Origin of the sequence: Pseudomonas sp. EggHat1, assembly GCF_014892995.1 — a bacterium.
Lineage (GTDB): Bacteria > Pseudomonadota > Gammaproteobacteria > Pseudomonadales > Pseudomonadaceae > Aquipseudomonas > Aquipseudomonas chaetocerotis.
This window is the reverse complement of the sequence record NZ_JACKQK010000001.1, coordinates 110,847-132,975: the sequence shown is the minus strand read 5'-3', so window position 1 is coordinate 132,975 and position 22,129 is coordinate 110,847. Positions and strand designations below refer to the sequence as shown.

At 64.3% G+C, this 22,129-nt stretch carries 18 protein-coding genes; 1 reads left to right on the top strand and 17 read right to left on the bottom strand.

The genetic code is table 11. From position 1 onward, the window contains the following. The first annotated feature begins 273 nt into the window (after positions 1-273). Positions 274-1,221, top strand: a complete 948-nt coding sequence (gene trxB / locus INS93_RS00660; protein WP_192979939.1) for a thioredoxin-disulfide reductase — start codon at positions 274-276, stop codon at positions 1,219-1,221. 108 nt (positions 1,222-1,329) lie between these two features. Here trxB and INS93_RS00655 read toward each other — a convergent pair whose 3' ends face one another. The 17 genes from INS93_RS00655 to yaaA form a co-directional block, all read right to left on the bottom strand. Then, positions 1,330-2,490 carry an AAA family ATPase gene (locus INS93_RS00655; RefSeq protein ID WP_192979938.1) on the bottom strand — a complete coding sequence of 387 codons (1,161 nt, stop codon included), beginning with the start codon at positions 2,488-2,490 and terminating at the stop codon, positions 1,330-1,332. Positions 2,491-2,514: 24 nt separating this feature from the next. Further along, a complete protein-coding gene (locus INS93_RS00650; protein WP_192979937.1) occupies positions 2,515-2,883 on the bottom strand; it encodes a hypothetical protein in 369 nt (122 codons plus the stop codon). Further along, entirely contained in the window at positions 2,880-3,710 is an 831-nt protein-coding gene (locus INS93_RS00645; protein ID WP_192979936.1) for an SDR family oxidoreductase, read from the bottom strand. Before INS93_RS00645 ends, INS93_RS00650 begins: the two co-directional genes overlap by 4 nt. Positions 3,711-3,905: 195 nt before the next feature. Continuing rightward, complete coding sequence (locus INS93_RS00640; RefSeq protein WP_160019566.1) at positions 3,906-4,370, bottom strand: multidrug transporter; 465 nt, start codon at positions 4,368-4,370, stop codon at positions 3,906-3,908. 281 nt (positions 4,371-4,651) lie between these two features. Further along, positions 4,652-6,088 (bottom strand): mannose-1-phosphate guanylyltransferase/mannose-6-phosphate isomerase, encoded by a 1,437-nt coding sequence (locus INS93_RS00635; RefSeq protein ID WP_192979935.1) that lies wholly within the window; start codon positions 6,086-6,088, stop codon positions 4,652-4,654. A 97-nt stretch (positions 6,089-6,185) separates the two neighbouring features. After that, entirely contained in the window at positions 6,186-6,833 is a 648-nt protein-coding gene (locus INS93_RS00630; RefSeq protein WP_192979934.1) for an alginate O-acetyltransferase AlgF, read from the bottom strand. Positions 6,834-6,858: 25 nt separating this feature from the next. Then, positions 6,859-7,992, bottom strand: a complete 1,134-nt coding sequence (locus INS93_RS00625; RefSeq protein WP_192979933.1) for an alginate O-acetyltransferase — start codon at positions 7,990-7,992, stop codon at positions 6,859-6,861. Positions 7,993-8,005: 13 nt separating this feature from the next. Then, positions 8,006-9,457 (bottom strand): MBOAT family O-acyltransferase, encoded by a 1,452-nt coding sequence (locus tag INS93_RS00620; protein ID WP_192979932.1) that lies wholly within the window; start codon positions 9,455-9,457, stop codon positions 8,006-8,008. A gap of 132 nt (positions 9,458-9,589) precedes the next feature. Then, the gene (locus tag INS93_RS00615) at positions 9,590-10,663 is read right to left on the bottom strand and encodes a mannuronate-specific alginate lyase (protein ID WP_192979931.1); all 1,074 of its coding nucleotides are present in this window, start codon (positions 10,661-10,663) and stop codon (positions 9,590-9,592) included. A gap of 10 nt (positions 10,664-10,673) precedes the next feature. Further along, positions 10,674-12,095 (bottom strand): alginate O-acetyltransferase, encoded by a 1,422-nt coding sequence (locus tag INS93_RS00610; protein ID WP_192979930.1) that lies wholly within the window; start codon positions 12,093-12,095, stop codon positions 10,674-10,676. An 11-nt stretch (positions 12,096-12,106) separates the two neighbouring features. Further along, complete coding sequence (gene algG / locus INS93_RS00605; protein ID WP_192979929.1) at positions 12,107-13,642, bottom strand: mannuronan 5-epimerase AlgG; 1,536 nt, start codon at positions 13,640-13,642, stop codon at positions 12,107-12,109. An 11-nt stretch (positions 13,643-13,653) separates the two neighbouring features. Further along, positions 13,654-15,093 carry an alginate export family protein gene (locus INS93_RS00600; protein WP_192979928.1) on the bottom strand — a complete coding sequence of 480 codons (1,440 nt, stop codon included), beginning with the start codon at positions 15,091-15,093 and terminating at the stop codon, positions 13,654-13,656. Between the two features lie 14 nt (positions 15,094-15,107). Next, positions 15,108-16,484 carry an alginate biosynthesis TPR repeat lipoprotein AlgK gene (algK, locus tag INS93_RS00595; RefSeq protein ID WP_192979927.1) on the bottom strand — a complete coding sequence of 459 codons (1,377 nt, stop codon included), beginning with the start codon at positions 16,482-16,484 and terminating at the stop codon, positions 15,108-15,110. A gap of 12 nt (positions 16,485-16,496) precedes the next feature. Further along, complete coding sequence (locus INS93_RS00590) at positions 16,497-17,660, bottom strand: alginate biosynthesis protein Alg44 (protein WP_160019576.1); 1,164 nt, start codon at positions 17,658-17,660, stop codon at positions 16,497-16,499. A 26-nt stretch (positions 17,661-17,686) separates the two neighbouring features. Beyond that, positions 17,687-19,168, bottom strand: coding sequence for a glycosyltransferase family 2 protein (locus tag INS93_RS00585; protein WP_192979926.1), 1,482 nt, complete (start codon positions 19,166-19,168; stop codon positions 17,687-17,689). Between the two features lie 51 nt (positions 19,169-19,219). Beyond that, positions 19,220-20,530 carry a GDP-mannose 6-dehydrogenase gene (gene algD, locus INS93_RS00580; protein ID WP_192979925.1) on the bottom strand — a complete coding sequence of 437 codons (1,311 nt, stop codon included), beginning with the start codon at positions 20,528-20,530 and terminating at the stop codon, positions 19,220-19,222. A gap of 708 nt (positions 20,531-21,238) precedes the next feature. Continuing rightward, entirely contained in the window at positions 21,239-22,018 is a 780-nt protein-coding gene (gene yaaA / locus INS93_RS00575) for a peroxide stress protein YaaA (protein ID WP_192979924.1), read from the bottom strand. Between the last annotated feature and the right edge of the window lie 111 nt (positions 22,019-22,129).

The following is a 22,129-nucleotide window of genomic DNA, read 5'->3' as shown; positions in this document are numbered from 1 at the left end:
TATTTCCGCTTCGCACACCGCCCCGATAGCCTTGCGTCCAGTTTCCCTTCAGGGATTTCCTGAAAAAAGCCATTCATCGTCACTCCCGCGAAGGCGGGAGCCCAGGTGATTCGTAGGTTCTGGATGCCCGCCTGCGCGGGCATGACGGCCTTTTCAGTGTTTCCGTAGGGCTTTCCTTTTGCGGGGCTCTCAACGTTCCAAGCCTTCCCCTAGTGCTTCGAGAGTCCCTTTTTATCTGGCCTGCCGGCCCTATGGGCTTGCGAGGAGTTAGCGATGTCTGCCGTTCGTCATGCCCGTGTCATCATTCTGGGTTCCGGCCCTGCCGGTTACAGCGCAGCGGTGTATGCCGCGCGCGCCAACCTGAAACCGCTGCTGATCACCGGCATCCAGGCCGGTGGCCAACTGACCACCACCACCGAGGTGGACAACTGGCCGGGCGATCCCCACGGCCTGACCGGGCCGGCGCTTATGCAGCGCATGCAGGAACACGCCGAGCGCTTCGAGACCGAGATCGTCTTCGATCACATCAATGCCGTGGACCTGGCCGGCAAGCCCTTCACCCTGGTCGGTGACAGTGCCACCTACAGCTGCGATGCGCTGATCATCGCCACCGGCGCCAGTGCGCGTTACCTGGGGCTGCCCAGTGAGGAGGCGTTCATGGGGCGCGGCGTTTCGGCGTGCGCGACCTGTGATGGCTTCTTCTATCGTGGCCGCGAGGTCGCGGTGGTCGGTGGCGGCAATACTGCCGTGGAAGAGGCGCTGTACCTGGCCAATATCGCCAGCAAGGTGACCCTGATTCACCGCCGCGAGACTTTCCGTGCCGAGAAGATCCTGCAGGACAAGCTGCGTGCGCGTATCGCCGAAGGCAAGATCGAACTGCAGCTCAATGCCGAGGTGGACGAGGTGCTGGGTGATGCCAGCGGCGTCACTGGCGTGCGTCTGAAGCAATACGGCGGCGCTTACCGCGAGCTGCAGGTGGATGGTCTTTTCGTCGCCATCGGCCATACCCCCAATACCAGCCTGTTCGAAGGCCAGTTGGCGCTGAAGGACGGCTATCTGGTGGTCAATGGTGGGCGCGAGGGCAATGCTACCGCGACCACTATTGCGGGTGTGTTCGCCGCCGGCGACGTGGCCGATTCGGTCTATCGCCAGGCGATCACCTCGGCCGGTGCCGGCTGCATGGCGGCGCTGGATGTCGAGCGCTATCTCGACGGGCTGTGAGGTTGCGGCCGCGTTGTCGGCGGCCGTTGTAGGAGCCGGCTGGCCGGCGATGCCTGGCAATGGCTGATCGCCCGCAAGCGGGCTCCTACGGGCCTGGTGTCTGGCAGCTCAATCCGGCCAGTGCCAGGGCGGCTCGTCGAGCATGCCCTGGCCGCGTATGCAGGTCTGCCCGAGCTGTTTGTCCAGCTCCAGTGTGTTGCAGTCGGGGCTTTCCTTGAGCGTGGCGATCAGTCGGCTGGCGTGAGAGACGACCCACACCTGCGTTTGCTTCGACGCGGCGATGATCAGCCGGCCAAGTGCAGGTAACAGATCCGGGTGCAGGCTGGTTTCCGGTTCGTTGAGCACCATCAGTGAGGGCGGCCGTGGCGTGAGCAGGGCGGCCACCAGCAGCAGGTAGCGCAACGTGCCGTCGGACAGCTCGGCTGCGCTCAAGGGGCGCAGCAAACCCTCCTGGCGCAGTTCCACGGCGAAGCGCCCGCCGGCCTGAAAATCGATATGCAGGCGGCTGCCGGGGAAGGCGTCGTCGATGGCGGCGTCCAGCGCCGCGCGGTCGCCGATCTCGCGGATGGTCTGCAGCGCAGCGGCCAGATCGCGGCCATCGTGATGCAGCACCGGTGTGCGCGTGCCCAATTGCGGCTGGCGCGCCGGCGCCTCGGCATCACTGCGAAAGTGATCGTAGAAGCGCCAGCGGCGAATGGTTTCGCGCAGTTGGAAGACTTCCGGGCAATTCGGGTCGTTGCCGATCTGGTCGAACAGGCTGTCGTAGTTCGGCACGTGCTGGGCCAGTACCTGCCAGCTGCGACCTTCACGGATGCGCACCATGGGCCCGGCGCGATCCACCAGCAGCGAGGCAGGGCGGTAGCTGGCGCCAGCCCAGATGCACTCGCGCTTGATCTCCGGGTCGAGAGCGAAGGCCGAGCTGCTTGGCTCGGGCAGGCCAAGGGCGATGGCGTAGCCGAAATCCTCGCCGGCAAAGCCCAGGCGCAGACGCATCACGTTCTGCCGCGGGCCACCCTGCACGGGCACCTCGCCGCCCAGCATGCGTCGGGAAATCTTCTCCGGTCCGGCCCAGAAACTCGATTCCAGCCCGCCTTCGCGTGCCAGCGCGTTGACCACGCCACCTTGCGCGGTTTCTGCCAGCAGGCGCAGCGCGCGGTAGAGGTTGGACTTGCCGCTGCCATTGGCGCCGGTGATCAGGTTGAGCCGGTCCAGTGGCAGCACCAGACTGTTGATCGAGCGGTAGTTGGCGACGGCGAGGGTGTGCAGCATGGCGGAGTCATCCTGACAAAACGATCAGCGACCATGGCGTGGCGAAAACGCCAGCCAGGCCAGCACTGGGTAGCACAGGTAATGCAGGCTGAAGAGAAACAGGCCCATGGGGCTAGGCGTGTCCTGCAGATACATCATGGCCAGCAGGCCGAGATAGAGCAGCCCGAGCACGCCGCCATAGAGCAGGGTGAAACGCCAGCGTTCGGCGCTGCTTGGCGCGCGCCCCTGGCGCCAGTGAAACACCAGCGCCAGGCCGGCCGCGATGGCGGCGGCGATCAGCAATGTGGTGAACACGCCGCCCAGGCGCACGAAGGTGCGCAGCAGCAGGTTCAGCAGCACGGCGGCGATCACTCCCGCGACGGCGTAGTAGCGCACTGGCAGGCTCTGGCTCAAAGCTGCTGCACCAGGCCGAAGCGTTTGCTCAGTACCCGTTGTAACAGTGCCTTGGGCAGCAGCGTGGCAAGCAATGGCAGGGCGCGGCTGCCATTACCCAGGCGCAGCAGGCGCGGGCGCTTGTCACGCTGTACGGCGGCCAGCAGTTGCGCAGCGAACTCGCTGGTCGGGGTCGGGTTGTCCTGCGAGGCGTTGGCGCGGGCGCGGATGCCATCGCGTAGCGGCCACCAGGGCGAATCCTCGCGAATCAGCGCCTCGGCTTGCTGACTGGCGTTGGCGCCGAAGCTGGAGGCGATGGCGCCGGGCTGCACTTCCATCACCTCGATGGAGAAGGGCGCCAGCTCCATGCGCAGCGCGTCGCTCAATGCATGCACGGCAGCCTTGGAGGCACAGTAGGCACCGGCGAAGGGCGTCACCAGTACGGAGGAAACGCTGCCGATATTCACCACCAGACCACGGCTGCGGCGCAGCAGCGGGAAGAGCGCGCGGGTGACGCCGACGATGGAAAACACATTGGTTTCGAACTGCCGCTGCATCGCTTCCACGCCGCCGTCGAGCAGTGGGCCCATGGCGCCGTAACCCGCGTTGTTGATCAGCACATCGAGGCCGCCGATTTCCTCGCTCAGGCGTGCGGCCAGTTGCTGCAACGCCTCGCCATCATTGACGTCGAGCTGCACCGCGTTGAAACCGGCCTGCTGCAGGGCGGCCAGATCGCCCTCCTTGCGCGCCGTGGCCCAGACGGCGTAGCCACCTGCCTTGAAGGCGTCGGCCAGAGCGCGGCCGATGCCGCTGGAGCAGCCAGTGATCAGGACGCTGGGTTGAGGCATGGCGGGGTTCCCTGAGACGAGATGGGGTTGCAGCTTAGCAGGCTTGGCTTGAGGTGATGGCGGACTGTTCGCCTAGGCTCCTGAGTCCGCCCTACGCGCTTAATGCCGTAGCCCGGATGCAATCCGGGAACCGCCATAGGCAGCATCCCCGGATTGCATCCGGGCTACGAGGCTGCGTTCGGCGTGCAGTAGGTGTCAGCGAATGAACTTGCCTTGCAGGCGCTCGGCGCGAAACTCCAGGGTCGCCGGGCGATAGCCGCTGCGCAGGTCGGGCAGGGGCATGCAGTCGCTCCAGCTGGCGCCCGGCAGCAATTCACCGGGGCCGCTGTAGCGCGGCGATTCGTAGAGGCGCTGGGCCAGGTTGGTGGCATTGCCCGGACGGTAGGCGGCGACTTCCCAGCGCAGCTCAAGCAGGGCTGCGTCGCTGCCGTTCTTCAGGTCGATGGCCAGGGGGCGATCGGCAGGGCAGCGCTGCGGGTCGTAGTGCAAGCGCAGTTCGAGATGGGCGAGGTAGCGCTCGTCGCGAGTTTCCTGCCAGAGCACCCAGGTGGCCACCAGGCCGAGACCGACCAGCGCGGCCATGGACACCGGCAGCGCCTTGGTCGGGTAGCGGATCAGCAGGATCAGCCAGGTGATGACGAGTACGACACCGAACAGCATGAGGGCAGCCTTTTGCGAAGTCTGCGCTCATCCTACACAAGGTGTCAGGTCAGGGTAACCGCGTGGGCTGTCGCAGGGTGTGACAGCTTCCTTCATCTGGCGGGAAAGGGGCAGAGAAAGTGAGAAACTGCAACGGCGTGGCGTCTTCTGCCCTCTCCCCCAACCCCTCTCCCATGAATGGGAGAGGGGAGTTCGTTGCGCATGCCTTGGATGAACTGGGGCGTAGCCCGGATGCAATCCGGGGCCGAGATCGACCCGTATTGCATCCGGCTACGAACAGCTCAGTGGGCGGCGCCAGCGGCTAGCGCATCGCTACGACCGTACACGTCTTCCAGGCGCTCGATATCGTCTTCGCCGAGGTAGGTGCCGGACTGCACCTCGATGATCTCCAGCGGGATCTTGCCCGGGTTGGAGAGGCGGTGCACCGAGGTCATCGGGATGTAGGTGGACTGGTTCTCGGTGAGCAGGAACTCACGGTCGTCGCAGGTCACCCTGGCCGTACCGGACACCACGATCCAGTGCTCGGCACGGTGGTGGTGCATCTGCAAGGAGAGCTGCGCGCCCGGCTTGACGGTGATGTGCTTGACCTGGAAACGACCGCCCATGTCCACCGAGTCGTACGAGCCCCACGGGCGGTACACTTCGCAATGGTTCTGGGTCTCGCTGCGGCCCTGCGCGTCGAGCTTGCCGACCAGTTTCTTGACGTCCTGCACGCGGTCCTTGTGCGCCACCATCATGGCGTCCTTGGTTTCCACGACGACGATATCGTCCAGGCCCAGCACCGAGACCAGCTTGCCGTTGCCATGGATCAGGCAGTTGCGGCTGTCTTCGAGCACCACGTCGCCCTTGGTCACGTTGCCGTCCTTGTCCTTGTCATGCACTTCCCAGATCGACGACCAACTGCCCACGTCGTTCCAGCCGGCGGCGAGCGGCACCACGCAGGCGCGGCTGGTCTTCTCCATCACCGCGTAGTCGATGGAGTTGTCCGGGCAGCAGGCGAAGGTGGCCGGGTCGATGGAGATCTGCGTGCCCTCGCGCTGGCTGCGTTCCAGGGCCAGCAGGCAGGTGTCGTAGATGTCCACATCGTGATGCTTAAGCTCTTCGAGGAAGCGGCTGGCGCGGAACAGGAACATGCCGCTGTTCCAGTAATAGTCGCCGCTGTTCACATACTCGGTGGCGCGTTGGGCGTCGGGTTTTTCGACGAAACTGGCGACGCGCGCCACGCCATCGGGCAGGGCGCCGTCAGCCTGGCCGCGGATGTAGCCGTAGCCGGTTTCCGGGCGGTCGGCCGGTACGCCGAACAGCACCATCTCGCCTTTTTCGGCGGCCACGGTGGCCAGCGCCAGGGCCTGGCGGAAGGCTTGCTGGTCGTCCAGTACGTGATCGGCCGGCAGCACCAGCATCAGTTCGTCACGACCTTCGGCGACCAGCTGCAGGGCGGCCATGGCCACGGCGGGGGCGGTGTTGCGGCCGAACGGCTCGAGCAGCAGCATTTGCGTCTGCTGACCGATCTGCTCCAGTTGCTCGAGCACGATGAAGCGGTGCTCCTGGTTGGCCACCAGCACTGGCGGTTGCATGCCGTCGAAGGAGAGGCGCTGCAGGGTCTGCTGGAACAGCGTCTGCTCACCGGTCAGGGCGAGGAACTGCTTGGGATACAGCTTGCGCGAAAGAGGCCAGAGTCGCGAGCCGCTGCCACCGGATAGGATGATGGGGGTCATGGTTGTGTCTCTCCTGAACGATTGATCAAGTGGTTTGCCCGTGTCGTGTCGGTGCGGCGTGTACCCGCCGTTTTCCTTGTTCTAGAAACTCACTGCATCAACCGTCGATGGGGCGCTTGACCCACACCGGCGACAACTTGCCCTGACCACCGGTGACGAACAGGCTGACCACTTCGCCGCGTTCCAGCGTTACCGGTTTCAGGTCGGCGACCTTGCGTTCGCCGTCGAACAGCGCCAGGCCGACCTTGACCGGGTTGATCTCGCGGTCGCCACGGCCGTCCGGCTTCACATCGGCGACCACATCGGTCTTGCCGTCGGCGGTTTTCAAGCTGAGGGTGCTGTCAGTCAGGTTCTGCACGCGCAGCAGGGCTTTCTGCCGGCTGGTGAAGGGCGGTTCCTCGACCAGGCGCGGCTTGGCGCCGGTCTGACTGACCAGGGTGTAGTAACGCGCGGCCTGCAGGTCCACCGGCATCTGCGCGCTACCAACCTGGGCCTGATAGCTGCCGGCCGGGAGGAACTTGAAGTCGCTCGAGCCGAGCGGCGAGATCTGCTTGAGCTGGGTCTGGCCGACGCTGACATCGAGTTCGGCGCTGCTGGCGTTGTAGGCTCGGACGAAGGCCGAACCCTTGGGCGCCTTGGGCCCGTAGAGGGCGCCGTCATCGGCATGCGCCTGAAGCATGCCGAGGCCCAGGGCCAGGGCGCAGGCGCTCAGAGTGAAACGACGCAGGGTGGTTTGAGTTGTCATCGGATAGTCCTCCTTGGGGGATGAATCAGTGACTGGCAGCAGCCAGCCCCTGGCGCTCGCCGCCGTCTTTGAGTGCGGTGAGCCATTGCGGGTCGAAATCGGTGAAATCGCTGGCCATCGGCAGGTAGCGCTCGGGGAATTCCCAGATCACCAGCTGTGGTGGGTTGTTCTTCAGCTCGTCGCTTTGCAGGTACTTGAGCATCGGTACCAGCGGGCCGCCGCCTTCCTCGGCGTGGTTGGCCAGGTCGCGTTGCAGGTGTTCACGCAGGGCACCCGCGAAGTTCCAGGCCGGGTTGGCGCTGTAGCTGGTACCGACCAGCGTCACCGGCAGGTCGCTGTCGCCGAACAGGTCGTCGTCGCTGCCTTCGGCGGCGTGGGTTTCGCGCTGCTGCAGGCGGTCGGCCTGCGGCATCAGGCTTTCGAACAGCGGCGCCAGCGGCAGGAAGCGGGTCAGGTCGCCCTGGTGCGAGCGGGTTTCCACGGTCTCGGTGACGAACTGCTGTGGCTCGCCACGCAGCTGCATGGCGCTGTGCACCACCTCGCTCAGGGCGCGGGCCGTGATGTCGGCGCCTTCCGGGGTCCAGTGAGTGTCGGTGCGCAGGAACATCGGTGCTTCGCCCTTGGCTGCCTGCAGCGGGCCGAGCAGGTCCGGCGCGGCGATCCCGGCGTTACGCACCGCGCGGTGAAAACGCGGGTACAGGCTGCGCTGCAGCGCGCTGGGGCGATGGCTGCCGGTGTGTTCCGGGTACAGGCGGGTCTTGGCCGGGACGATGGCCAGCAGCAGCTGGATGTCACGTTTCTCCAGTTGGCGCTGTACACCACGGATCAGCGCCAGGTTGTCGCGCAGCTGGCGCTGACCGTCGGCCAGCGGGTCGAACTCCTCGTCCGAGTACAGCCAGCCGTCCTCGCCGACCACCAGGCCGCTGCGGCCTTCGCCGAACGCCAGGTATTCGAGGGCGGCCCAGAGGTTGATACCGGCCTGCTTGAGCGGGAAGTTCTCGTCGTAGTGACGCTCGATGCTCTTGGCCAGGCGGCCGTCGAGCACGCTCGGCTGCGCCGGCATGCGGTAGGCGCCGAGCTTGCTCAGAGCCAGCAGGCTGACTGGCAACAGCAGCAGGGCGAACAGCGCGACATACAGGGTCTTGATGGGGCGATTCATGCTCGGCCTCCGCTCAGAACTGGAAGTACAGGAAGGGGGAGTAGCTCTGCGCCGAGAGCTTGAGCAGCGAGGCGCAGAACAACAGCAGCAGGGCGCCGCGCACGGCCACCATGCGCAGGTCGATGGCCTGCAGGGCGACACCGGTGCTGGCCAGGGTCAGGCCCGGTTCATGGCTACGACTGGCAAGGAACTGGCGGGCGCCGTTGACGGCGATCACCACCCAGGCCAGTACCAGAGTGACCATCTGTAGCCCGGTGATGTGCGCCTGGGTCAGCTCGCTCAGCTGCCAATCACCGAAACTGAACAGGGCGGTGTACATGCGCCCGGCCACCTCCAGGTTCTCGGCACGGAAGATCACCCAACCGAGCATCACCAGCAGCAGGGTGAAGGCCCATTTCAGCGGGTTGAACACAGTCGGTGCGGCTTTCACGCCGAGCGCTCGTTCGATGGCCAGCCACATGCCGTGCCAGGCGCCCCAGATCAGGAAGGTCCAGTTGGCGCCGTGCCAGAAACCGCCCAGCAGCATGGTCAGAAACAGGTTGCGGTAGGTGTTGAAGGTGCCGTGACGGTTGCCGCCCAGCGGCACGTACAGGTAGTCACGCAGCCAGGTGGACAGGCTGATGTGCCAACGTCGCCAGAACTCGGTGATCGACTGGCTGATGTAGGGCTGGTTGAAGTTCTCCATGAAGCGAAAGCCCATCATCAGGCCCAGGCCGATGGCCATGTCGCTGTAGCCGGAGAAGTCGAAGTACAGCTGCGCGGTGTAGGCGATCATGCCCAGCCAGGCGTCGCCGGTGCTGGGGTTTTCCAGGGCGAAGCAATGGTCCACCAGCGGCGCCAGGCTGTCGGCGATGAACACTTTCTTGACGAAGCCCTGCATGAAGCGCGTGGCGCCTTCGCTGAACTTGTCGAGGCTGTGGGTGCGGTCGGTGAACTGGTCGGCCAGGTCCTTGTAGCGCAGTACCGGGCCGGCGATCAGCTGGGGGAACAGGGCGATGAACGCGGCGAAGTTGATCAGGTTGCGCGTCGGTTCGGTGTCCTTGCGGTACACGTCGATCAGGTAGCTGATCGACTGGAAGATGTAGAAGGAAATACCGATCGGCAGGATGACCGACGTCAGCACGAAGGGCTCCAGGCCCATGGATTCGAGCACGGCGTTGATGTTGGCCACGCCGAAGTTGGCGTACTTGAAATAGCCCAGTGTGGCCAGGTTGCCGACCACTCCGGCCACCACCCAGCGGCGCGCCGCTTCGGTGCCGGCGTGAGCCTGGATGCGCAGGCCGAAGATGTAGTTCCACAGCGTCACCGCAGCGAACAGCAGAAGGAAATCCACCCGCCACCAGGCATAGAAGGCGTAGCTGCCGATAAGGATCAGCAGGTTGCGCCCGCGATTCGGGCACAGGTAGTACAAGCCGAGGAAGATCGGCAGGAACAGGAACAAAAAGACGTTGGATGAAAAGACCATCCGTGCTTCTCCGTGAACAGCCGGGGCAGCGCCCCCCTTTCCCCCCGTGAGCGGAGGGTTTGTTTTTGCTACGTCCGTAGGAGCTGGCCTGCCAGCGATCAGCTTTTAAAAGCATCGCCGGCAAGCCGGCTCCTACGGCTTTCCGAACACCTGGGTCACCTCGCCACCGAGGCGGAAGCTATTGAACGGCCCCATCTCCTGGTTCAGTTCGCGGGTCTCTTCACTGCAGGCATAGAGGCTGCAGTAGGGCGCCAGCCAGGCGTACTTGAAGTCCTTGCGCAGCTCGCTCATGTCCTGCTTGGCGCCAGTGCGCTGGGCGAACGCAGCCGGGTCGCGCGCGCCTTGCAGCACGCGCTCGGCCAGGCGCTGCAGGGCACCATGGTTCTCGCCACGCAGGTCGACTTCATTGGCTTCGGCAAATGCCGCAATCATCGCCAGCGGCGGCAGGGCGTAGTTGTGGTAGGCGAGGGCGCGTTGGCTGCGGCGCATCTCGTTGGCCAGGTAGCCTTCGTCATCGACCTGATTGGCAGCGATGCGGAACTGGCCTACGGACCAGTCGAACAGGTCGCGGCGATCATCGATCACCGCCACCGCCATCACCGACCAGGCAGCCCAGTAGCTGTGGTTGTTGATCTTCTTCAGCGGCAGGTCGCTCCACTCGCGCACCGTGTGCTCGGCCAGGCGGGTGAACCAGGCCTCGATGCGTGCGCTCTGCTGCGGGTAGGCGGCCAGCGGCTGCGACTCGGAAAATTTCAGGCGCAGCCAGGCGCCGGCCAGGCTGCCGAGCGCCCATTTGCGCATCGACTTGCCGGTGTGGTTGAACTGCTCGGACTCCAGCGCATCGGCGCTGGCCCACTGGTCCAGCCATTCGATGGCGCATTCCAGGCGCTCGCGCTGACCGGTACGCATGTAGCCGGTGATCATCCGCCCGGCCTCCTTTTCCAGGCGGGTGATGTGCGCGGTCTGCTCGCGGAAGTTCTTCTCCGCCTGGCGATTGAGCGTGGCGCGCGCGCTGTCGGAGCCCTCGTACTTGCTGGTGAACTGCAATTCACCGGTGTAGGGCTGCGGTACCGCCGGGCAGGCGGGCGCCTTGCCGTCGCGCTGGTCAACGGCGGCGTAGTAGCCCGCCGGCGGTTGCAGTTCGGCAAAGGCCGGGCCGCTGAGCAGCAACGCCATGATAGTGAGTGGAGCGAGTCGTTTGGGCATGGGAGCCTCCTCAGTCGTGCAGGGCGACTTGCTGGCCGGGCCCGCTAGGGCGTTGGCACAGGCTGGCCTGGACTTTCAGGTCGTCGGCGCTGTCCTCGGGCTTCTGGATTTCCAGGGCGAAGAAGTTCTGCTCACCCCAGCCCGGCTCGTCACGCAGTTCGACGGCGAAGCGGCCGTCGGTGTCGACGGTGTCGGGTTTCTCCAGCTTGAGCTGTTCGCGGCGGCCGTTGAGGTACCAGATGGTGGCGTCGACGCGCTTGACCGACGGATCGCTGAAACGCAGGTCGAGTTGGTGGCGATTGCCGGCCAGGGTCAGCAGCTTGTTCTGGCCGTTGACGAGAATTTCGTTGCTGCCCGGATGCAGGCGTTTCTCGCTAGCGAGCAGCTCGGTCTGGCCGCTGCAGCCGTTGTTCAGGCTGGCCATCAGTTGGCGATGGATCTTGTCCGAGGCCAGGTCGTAGAGCGGCGAAAATTCCCAGATCAGGACCTTCGGCGGGTCGTTCTGGAACGAATCGCTGGCTAGGTACTCGAGCATCGCGCCTTCCAGGCCACCGCCGGGGAAGGCGGCGTTGAGCACGTCGGTGCCCAGGTACTGTTCCAGGAAGCCGCCGAAGTTGTAGTTCTTGCCGCTGTGGCTGGTGCCGACCAGGGTGATCTGCGGGCTGCTGTCGTCGCCGAACAGCGCGTCGCCATCGCTGGCGTCCTTGGGCTCGGTGATGAACTGGTCGACGTACTGCACGGCGTAGCCGGTGCCGCACAGCTGGCTGGCGACGTTCTGCATGGTGCCGGTCTTGCCCATCAGGCCGACGCGCTCGGTAACGAACTCCTTGCGCGGAATGTCTTCGAAGCCGGGGATGCGCTTGACCGTCTCGGCCACCAGACGCGCGGTGCGCTCGGCACCGTAGGGTGTCCAGTGCTGGTCGCGGCGGAAGTAGAACTCCTTGTCGCTGTCCTCGTCGGTCAGCGGGGCCAGATCCGGCACCCAGATACCCAGCTGTTCGAAGCGGGTCAGCGCCTGGCGATAGTTGCGCAGAGCCTTGTCGTAGTCGAAGCGCTGATAGTCGGCCGGGCGCAGCTTGCTGCGATTGACCAGGCCGCGAGTCGGTTGATAGACCACCACCAGTTCCACGCCGCGCTGCTTGAGGCCGTCACGCAGTTCCTTCAGCCGCTGGTAGCCGACTTCGCTGGTGCCGAATTCGGTGCGCAGGTCTTCGACGCTGCGAAACAGCCAGCCCTCGTCGGCATCCATCAGGGTGACGAAGTTCTTCATGTAGTTGGTGGTGTAGCGGCTGGCGTCATGCGCAGCCGGGCACAGCGAGCAGCAATCTTCCACCTGGTATTGGGGCGCCTGGCGCTCTTCGGCCTGCAGGGTGCTGCCGAAGGCGGCACAGGTCACTGCCAGGGCCAGGGTCTTGAGTGTGTATGCAGTCATTAGAGGCCTCGTCAGTTGGTCATCAGCTCGGGATCGATTGGGTCGATCAACACGGGCAGGCGCTGGCGCACCATGAGGTCGAGGATTTCGTCCTGCTTCTCGCCGAGGATGCCGGCGAGCTGGATGCCGCTGCTCTTGCGCGGCGCGAGCATCTTCACGCGGTACAGCTCGACGGAAAGTGGCGAGTCGATGTTGATCGGGCTGGAGCCATTGCCGGCCAGGGTGCCGCCGACGATGATCATCGAGATCTTGGTGTCGAACGGGTCCAGCTGCAGGTCGCGGTCGGTGTCGGACAGGTCCTTGATGTGGCCGTACACGCCGGTGAGCTGATTCATCGCCGAGACGTTGTCGTACAGGCGGATGTTCTCGCTGTTGCGGATGCGGATGCCGTGGCGCTGGTTGCGCAGCACCTGGTTGCCCCACAGCAGGTTGTCGCCGCTCTCGTACAGGGTGATACCGTCGGCATGATTGCCATGCACGCGGTTGTAGGCGATCAGGTTGTGCTCGCTGTTACGGTCGATCACCACCCCGGAGAGCTTGTTGTCGTAGCTCTCGTTGTTGAAGATCCAGCTGTCGTTGACCTCGCGCGAGATGATGATGCCGTGCTTCTTCTTCGTACCGAACACGGTGTTCTCGGCGATGATCAGGCCGTGCGAGCGGTCGTGCGGATCGATGCCGTAGACGATGTTGTCGCGGTAGGTGTTGCCCTTGATCACGACGTTCTGCGCTTCGTAGCAGTAGAAGCCGTACCAGTGGTCGACGAACTCCGAATCGATCAGCCAGCCGGTCGGTTCTTCACGTTGCAGGCGCTCGTGCATGTTCGGCGTGTACTGGGTGATCGACACGCCATAGGACTTGGAGTTGTCGTAGCCCAGGCTGGTCAGCACGCTACCTGCGATGTACAGCTCGCTGCCGCCCCAGGACACCAGGAACGGGCGGAACTCCTTGCCGTCGTCGCGCAGGGTCGCCGGGCCGTTGTCGGCCTCGCGCCACGCGGTGACGCGGGTGTCGGTGAGAAACATCAGGCCGTCGTTGACCAGGAACGCGCCGCGCTCTTGCGACAGGCGCAGTTCGCGGGTTTCCTTGCCGACATGCAGCGCTGCGCCTTCTGCCACGACGATGGGCAGGCGGGCGAGGTACACGCCCGGTTCCTGCTCGGCGAACTGGCTCTCAGGCAGCGCCTTGGCGATGTCCTGGGCGGTGACCAGGCCACCTTCGATGAAGATCGCCTGGGGCATGCCTTGCTGGCGTTTGATCCACTCACGCAGGCGCTCGTTGCCGCCGGTGAAGTCCTTCAGCGCGTCCTGGCGCAGCATGCGCCGTACCACCACCTGACCGCGCTTTTCACGCGGGATCTTGGCCAGCACGGCCTCCTTGGTGTAGCCGGACAGGTCCGGCAGTTTGGGTGCTTCCATATGCAGCTCGTCCGCTGGTGCACTACGCACGCGGTAGTCGAACTGGTGCTGCTCGGGGTTGGCCTGGGCCAGGGGCGCGGTGAGACACAGTGCGCCGAGCAGCAGGGGTAGGGCTAAGCCGTTGGGTTGCATGATCCGATCCCTCAGAAGCGCCAGATGAAGTCGACGAAGGCGCGGTGCATCACCGAGTCGGTGCCGCTGCCGTAGGCGTCGCCTGGCAGGAACACGCCGGCGCGCAGGCGCACCAGGGCCGAGCGCTCATCCAGTTGTTCGGCAACGGCGGCCGGCAGCAGGCCCTGCTTGAAATAGCGGGTCAGCACCAGGTCGACTTCCTGGCCGATGTCTTTCTCGCCAGCCACCAGCGGCGCGGTGATGCCGCTGTCGCCAACGTCCTGGTCGCCATCGACGCGCCAGAAACGGTGATAGACGACGCTGGCGTCGTAGTCCTCGCCCAGTTGCCAGGAGCTGAAGGCACTGGCCACCTGCAGGTTGGAGAGCTCGCCGCGGAAGGACTCGCCGTAGCGGTGCAGGCGCGATTCGACGCCGGTGAAATTGGCGCGGTTGCTGTGCAGGCCGGTCTGCATGAACTGGCGCGACTTGCCCTCGTCGCCACCGCCGCTGCCACGGGCATAGGCGGCGCCGATCTTCCAGTTTTCGTCGAGGCTGTAGCGCAGGCCCAGGTCCATAGCCCAGGCGTCGACGTCCTGGCTGCGCGAGCCGGTGGCGATGCGGTCGCTGCCGACCACCTGCTGCTGCAATTGGTCGGTATCGCCCTGCAACCAGGTCAGCTGCGCCCAGTAGTTGAGGCGGTTGCGTGAATTGCGCTCGAAGAAACCGCCGTCGGCGTGCAGGCCAAACCAGGTCAGGTCACCGGTGTAGCGCTTGCTCAGCTCGTCGACGCGCTCGCCGGGATTGGCCAGGCGGCCGTCGTCGCGGCTGTGATGCAGCTTGGTGCCGATGCGGTGTCCGGGCGTCCACTGGTAGTCGATGCCGGCGAAGAAATGCTGGCGGTCTTCGTCTTCGGGCGCCAGGTCGTCGAGATCGGTGCGGTAATCGGAGAAGCGCTCGGCGATGCCGACGTTGGCCTGCAGCAGAGTGGTATCGAAGCGCCAGTTGACCGCTTCGATGTTGGTGTCCCACCAGGTGCCTTCGTCACTGCGCAGGCGCTGACGACCGACGCGCAGGTGCTCACCCGGGTAGGCGGTGAGGCCGGCGTAGTCGACCCAGAATTCGCGCATGGCCAGGTAGCTCTTGTCCGGCTGGCGGGCGTCGCTGCGCTGCGTGCTGTCTTCGCCATCATCCTGCAGCGGGTCGGTTTCGATGGTGTCGGTGGCGGTAACTGCCTGGCCCATGGCGAAGGCGCTCCAGTTGCCGCGTTCGCCGTAGGCCCAGGGGCGCAGGTCGAGACCGATACCGCTGACGTCGCCACCCTCGCGTGTGCCGAGGTCGCGGTCGTCTTCCGATTGCGCGGTGATCTTCACATCCAGGCCGAAATTCTTCGGTGCATCCGCCGCCCAGGCGGCGCTGGCCGCCAGCAGGCTGGCACTGAGGCCGAGCTGGCTGGCAATACGGTTTAACTGCATGCGTGCATCCTTGTTCATGGCTGGCTGACCTGCAGGGCGGCCTGCTGCTGCAGGACGATGCCGCGTGCATCGCGCTCTTCGCGCAGCAGGCGTTGGCCTTCGGCCAGTTGTGCCGGGGTCAGGCTCTCGGCCAGCGCATGCGCCAGCTCGACGGTCGGCGGCGTGTTGCGTGGCAGGGCCAGTTGGCTGAATACGTAGGCGTTGACCGGGTTGGGCTTGACCCCGCGACCCTGGCTGAACATCTGCGCCAGGGCGAAGTCGGCGCTGAGCTGGCCAGCGCGCGCAGCGCTGAGCAGGTGGTCGAGCGCCTGCTGGGCGTAGACCTCGCCGAGGTAGCCGCGCAGGTAGATCTGCCCCAGGTAGTAATTGGCGCTGGGTTCGCTGGGCGCGGCCTTGCGCAGGTGCTCTTCGGCTTTCTTCGGTTGCTGCGGCAGCAACTTGCCTTCGTAGTACAGGCGCCCGAGTAGCAATTCGGCGCGTGGCAGGGCAGCCTCGCGGCCCTTGTCCAGATAACCGAGCAGCGTGTCGATATCGCCTTGCGCCGGATAGTCGTAGAGCAGGCGCGCCAGGCTGACCCAGGCGGCCGGATAGTTCGGTGCGATGGCTTCGAGCAGCTCCTGTGCCTGCTGCGGTTGCGGTTGGCCGACCTCAGGGTCGCTGAGGACTTGAGCCACGGAGTCGACCTGGTTGGGCGAGACAGTGCCGGCGCGGTAACCCGCCAGCAGTTGCTCGATCAGCGCCTGACGGTCGTCTTCGCGATTCTGCTTCTGATACACGGTGGCCAACTCGGCGTAGCAGGCGTCGTTGCTGGTCAGACGTGCCTGGCAGATGCGCTCGATCTCGCCCAGGTGCTGATCGTAGGTGCCATCGGTGCGATACAGAAGAATCTGCGCCAGTTCTGCCTGCGGCAGACCCTGCTGGCGCCAGTCCTGAATACGTTGCGCGAGGTTCATGGCGGGAAAATCCTGTGGGTAGAACAGGTAGAGTTCGGTCAGCGGCAGCAGCGCACTGGGCTCGCGGGCCTGGGCTGCGCTTTCCAGCAGCTCGGCGGCCTCCTGGCGCTCGGCCAGGCTGCTGCCGGGCTTGCGCGCCAGCAGCTTGCCGAGGCGCGCCTCGGCCCGTGGCGAACCGTCCAGGGCCTGGCGGTAGATGCGCTCGGCTTCATCCAGGTCCTGGGTCTGGCCGCCCGCTGCGTAGATGTCGGCGAGGCCGATCTGCGCGTCGCTGTAGCCCATCTCGGCGAGCTGGCGGAAATGCCATTCGGCAGTCTGCTGGTCGCCGCTGTGCAGGGCTTCGCGCGCCAGGCGCTCATCCGGCAGACCGGCGCAGCCGGCCAGCGTGGCGCTGACGGCGAGGCCGAGCAGGGCGGGACGAAGAAGGGGCATGCTCACGACACGTTCTCCTTAGCGGCCTGCCGCGACGGCGCGGTCGACCAGCCAGCCCAGCGACGGGCCACGGTCGATGACCACGTCCACCGGTTGCCCGGCGAGGCTGGCCGGCAGGGTTTCCTGGGGCTTGATCACCACGCGGATGTCCGAGCTCAGGCCGCCGTCATGCAGGGCGCTGCTGACGATCTCGCCGTGACGCGCCTGGTCTTCGCCGGCCACCTTGAAGGTCACCGGCGTGCCGGGGCGCGCCTGTTCCAGATGGCGGTAGGGGAAGCTGGCGGCGACGGTGGCGATGCCGTCCTGCGGCACCAGTTCGAAGATCACGTCGCCCTTGCTGGCGAACTGACCGTCGGCCACCAGTTGGCGAGAGATCTTGCAGTTGCATGGGCTGGTCAGAGTGCCCTGCATCTCACGCGCGAACAGCGCTTCGATCTGGCTCGGGTCGAGCTGGTCTTCACCCAGGTGCCCCTTGAGCATTTCCAGCATGCTGGTGGTGAAGGTGGCGATTGGTGCGCCTTTCTCGACGATGCCATCGGGCTGCGCCAGGCTCTGCACGCTGCCTTCACGCGGCATGGTCACCTGCAGCGCCGGCAGGCTGATCTGCGCTGACTGGGCGTGGGTGACGAAGTACAGGCCGTAGATCGATTTGCCGATGTAGCCGAAGGCGGCCAGACCGATGAGGAAGATCGCGCCGCTGAACGTCACCGCACGCAGGCGGCCGAACACGCCCATGCCGCCGCTACCGCCGTTCTTGCGCGCCTTGGTGAAGTTGTCGCGCTGGAGGATGTGCAGCACTTCGCCGACGTTGACCAGCTCGCCAGCCAGGTGCGCGCTGATCAGGTGGCGCAGGGCCGCGGTTTCACGTGCGCCGACGCCATGGAACTGGCAGCCGATTCGGTTGTGCTCGGGCTGTACCGAGTTGACCTGAAACTCCACGTCCAGGCCCAGCACCAGGCTGTCGAGCTGGAACTGCAACTGGCCGCGATGAAAATCACCGACCTTGTGCGTGGTCTTTTCGTTGGTGAAGCTGAAACCGCCGGCAGAGACATCCTGCAGACGCGCATCGATGCGTTCGCCCTTGGCATTGGTGAAGCGCAGACGCCCCGGCAGCTTGACGCGGGCGTGCTGGCGCTGGGCCTCGGACTCATGGACGACGTTGTGATTGGCGACTGAGTTCATGGTGGCTAATTCCTATTCGAGTACGGTCACACCAGCGCCAGCAGCGCGGCGATGAAGACACAGGAGGCAGAGAAGGTCATGGCACGCGACGACCAGCTGTTGAACCAGTTGGCGAAGCTGGACAGGCCGCGATTGAGCTTGGTGTTCTGGCGCGTCCAGGATTGCTGGTCGAGGCGGAAGAACACGTAGATCTTCACGATCGCGCCGACGATCTGGTTGTAATAGAGCAGCGCCGGGTAGGCCGGACCGATACGGTGGCCGGAGAGCATCAGCAGCAGCGTCAGGATCAGCCGCGTAGTGCCGATCCACAGCAGGTAGATCAGCAGGTACATCAGGCTGTACTTGATGCTGGCGATGATCGCCACGCACAGACCCAGCAGGCAGGTCCACATCGACACGCGCTGATCGAACAGCACCAGGCTGGTGAAGGCGCCGAGGCGACCCATGCCCAGACGCAGGGCGCGCGAGTTCTGCCGCAGGTTGTTGCCGTACCAGCGGAACATCAGCTTGCGGCTGGCCTTGATGAAGCTCTTCTCCGGCGGGTGCTCGACCGTGTTGATCGCCGCATCCGGCACGTAGAAGGTGTCGTAGCCCAGGCGCATCAGGCTGTACCAACTGGACTTGTCATCACCGGTGAGGAACTGGAAGCGACCCAGGCGCCAGTGCTCCAGGTGATCGCTTTCCACGTCGCGGATGAACTCGGGGTCGGTCACCACGCTGGCGCGGAACACCGACATGCGCCCGGTCATGGTCAGCACGCGTTTGCTCAGGGCCATCGAGCACATGTTGAGGTGGCGCTGGGCGAAGCGCAGCTTGTGCCACTCGCTCATCAGGTAACTGCCGCGTACCTCGCAGAACTCGTTGGTGGTCAGCCCGCCGACGTTGGGGAAGAGCTTGAACCAGGGCACGCATTTACGTACCACTTCAGGCTCGAGCACGGTGTCGCCGTCGATCACCGCCACCACCGCATCGCGGTCCGGCATCTGCCGGGAGATGGCGCGAAAACCATGGGCCAGGCCATCACGCTTGCCGGTGCCGGGAATGCGCACGATGTCCAGGGTGACATGCGTCGGCGGCTCGGCCTGAGCCCAGAGGTTCTTGATCAGCAACTCGTCGGAGAGCTCGACGATCGAGCACACCACGGTGGTTGGGTACCCGCAGTCGATGGCTTCGCGAATCACCGAGCGGTAGACCATGGCGGTGGTCAGCGCCTCGATGCGGAAGCTGGTGACCAGCAGGAACACATGAGAGGGGTCGGCGTCCTTGCCGAGTTTTGTAACCTTGCGGCGATACCAGGGGTAGACCAGGTAAAGGAACAGGCAGCCGCGCACGAAGTGCATGGCGCCCATGGAATAGCGCCAGATGCCGACGATACCGATGAGCAGGATGAAGTCCCGCGCTTCAGGGTCGAACACCGTGCGTGGCAGGGCCAGTGCCAGCAGCATCAGCAGGCTGAGATAGAGCATCCAGCCGCTGGCTTGGTTGAGGCCGTTCTTGAGCTTATCCATATGCGTCTCCGAGTACCTGCACGCGCTGGGCGCGCAGGTACGTTCGGGTCCTTACCAGCAGATGCCTTCGGCCACGCCATTGCTGGCGTGGGGCATGAAACCGACCAGGTCGATCACCCGCTTGCCGCTCGGCGCCTGCTCGGCCAGCTTGGCGAAACGCTCGTCGCTGTTGCCCAGGACGATGATGTCGGCCTTGGCCACCACGTCGTCCAGGTCACTGTTGAGCAGCGAGGAGACGTGCGGGATCTTCGACTCGATGTAGTCCTTGTTGGCGCCGTGCACGCGGGCGTATTCGACGTTGCGGTCGTAGATGCTCAGGTCGAAGCCCTTGCCGATGAGCATTTCCGCCAGTTCCACTTGCGGGCTTTCGCGCAGGTCATCGGTGCCGGCCTTGAAGCTCAGGCCGAGCAGGGCGACTTTGCGCGAGTCGTGGCTGGCGATGATGTCGAAGGCCTTCTGCACCTGGGCGGCATTACTGCGCATCAGCGAACCGATCAGCGGCGCTTCAACGTCCAGGCTGCCGGCGCGGTAGTTCAGCGCGCGCACGTCCTTGGGCAGGCAGGAGCCGCCGAAGGCGAAGCCGGGCTTCATGTAGTACTTGGACAGGTTGAGCTTGTGGTCCTGGCAGACCACGTCCATCACCTCGCGGCCGTCGACGCCGACTGCCTTGGCGATGTTGCCGATCTCATTGGCGAAGGTGACCTTGGCCGCGTGCCAGACGTTGCAGGTGTACTTGATCATCTCGGCGACTTCGATGTCCTTGCGGATGATCGGCGCGTCGAGCTCTTCGTAAAGGCTGGCCAGCAGGTCGCCGGAGGCGGTGTCCAGCTCACCGATGACGGTCATCGGCGGGAAGTCGTAGTCCTTGATTGCGGTGCTTTCGCGGAGGAACTCGGGGTTCACCGCCAGGCCGAAATCGACGCCGGCCTTCTTGCCCGAGCAGTCTTCGAGAATCGGCAGGACCACGTTCTTGGCGGTGCCTGGCAGCACGGTGCTGCGTACCACCACGGTGTGGCGCTCGTTCTTGTCGCGCATGGCCATGCCGATCTCGCGGCACACACCCTCGATGTAGTTCAGCTCCAGGTCGCCGTTCTTCTTGCTCGGCGTGCCGACGCAGATGAACGACACATCGCTTTCCAGAACGGCAGCGGCGACGTCGGTGGTGCCGCGCAGGCGACCCTGACGCAGACCCTGTTGCAGCAGTTCTTCCAGACCCGGTTCAACGATGGGCGATTTACCGTTGTTGATCAGGTCGATCTTGTTCGCGGAGATATCCACGCCAATCACGTCGTGACCGCGTGCCGACAAACAGCCGGCACAAACGGCACCTACATAACCCAAACCGAAGATACTGATTCGCATGGTATTCACCTCGTCCGTTCGATGCAGTTTCAAATACTGGCCTTATGGCCAAAACTAGTCCGTGAACTCGCCGTTTTAATAGGAGCAAGTTCATTCAGGCATAAATAGAGTGGGGCGCCGGAAGTGGCACCAAATGTGGGCCTTTATATTGAAGGGTGGCCCTTTGATGTTGTCGCTGCCGCCTCGCTTGAGGCCTCTATCTCGGTACTGTGACGGGTTGCTGTATCTCCCTTTGAAATACACGAACTTTTCTTTGGGTGAAGCTGTCCGGCGAAAGTTAATTCGCTATCTGGCAGGTTCAAGTGATCAGGAAGTTATGTATTGAAATGTGTTACGGGCTGTATGAGTAGCGGCCCTTTCGGATAGTTCCTACCGTTCGTCCTGAAGCTGAACCGAAGCTGAACGGCTAATTTGATTGCAATGTAATGGCAAGTTGCAAAATGCATGATGGCAATATGTTCATTAATGCGCTCGAAACTATCCGATAACTTAATGACGCAATAAGTTCTATGGAAAGTGCACGTGCGCTGAATCTGTGATGCCAAGCAGGTTTTGAGAATCAAACGCAACGGCGAGGGAATTTTTGCCAGGCGCAGCGCTCGGGGCGCAACGAAGCGACAGGGTGAGGAAGGAGGGGATCGGCAAGCGCAGCGGCCAACCCATGCAGCAACCGATGAGCGGTGCATGGGCTAGCCGGCGTAGAAGAGGTCAGTCTTGCGGCTGGTCGCGCAGGAAAACCAGGCTGTCGGCCTTGGAATGCTCGGCCGAGTAGCGATAGCCTTGGTAGTTGAAGTCTTTCAAGCCTTCGGGGTTGGTCAGGCGCTCCTTGATCACGTAGCGCGCCATCAGGCCACGGGCTTTCTTGGCGTAGAAGCTGATGATCTTGTACTGGCCGTTCTTCAGGTCCTTGAACTCGGTGTCGATGAGGCGTGCGTTCAGCGCCTTGCGCTTGACCGCGCCGAAGTACTCGTTGGAGGCCAGGTTGAGCAGCACGTCATCGCCCTGGGCGGCCAGGGCTTCGTTCAGCCAGCCGCTGATGCGCTCGCCCCAGAAAGCGTACAGATCCTTGCCGCGACTATTGGCCAGCTTGGTGCCCATCTCCAGGCGATAGGCCTGCATCAGGTCCAGCGGGCGCAGCACGCCGTAGAGGCCGGAGAGCATGCGCAGGTGAGTCTGGGCGAAGTCGAAGTCGTCTTCTGAGAAGTCCTCGGCGTTCAGCCCGGTGTAGACATCGCCCTTGAACGCCAGCAGCGCCTGCTTGGCGTTGGACGGGTTGAACGGGCGCTCCCAGCTGCCGAAACGGGCGGCATTGAGGCCGGCAAGCTTGTCCGACAGATGCATGAGCTCGGCGATCTGCGCCGGGCTGAAGTCGCGCAGTTGGGCGATCAGTTCCTGGGCGTGGTCGAGGTGTTCGGGTTGGGTGAAGCGCGGGGTGGCGGGCGGCGTCTCGTAGTCGAGGGTCTTGGCCGGTGAAATCACCATCAGCATGTGCGAAGTCTCCAGAAAGCGTGACGGCGATTCTAGAGGTCGGGGGGCGGCAAGACCACCTATCGGGACGATTGAGAAGAACAGTATTGATGCCTTTGTAGGCGCCGGCTT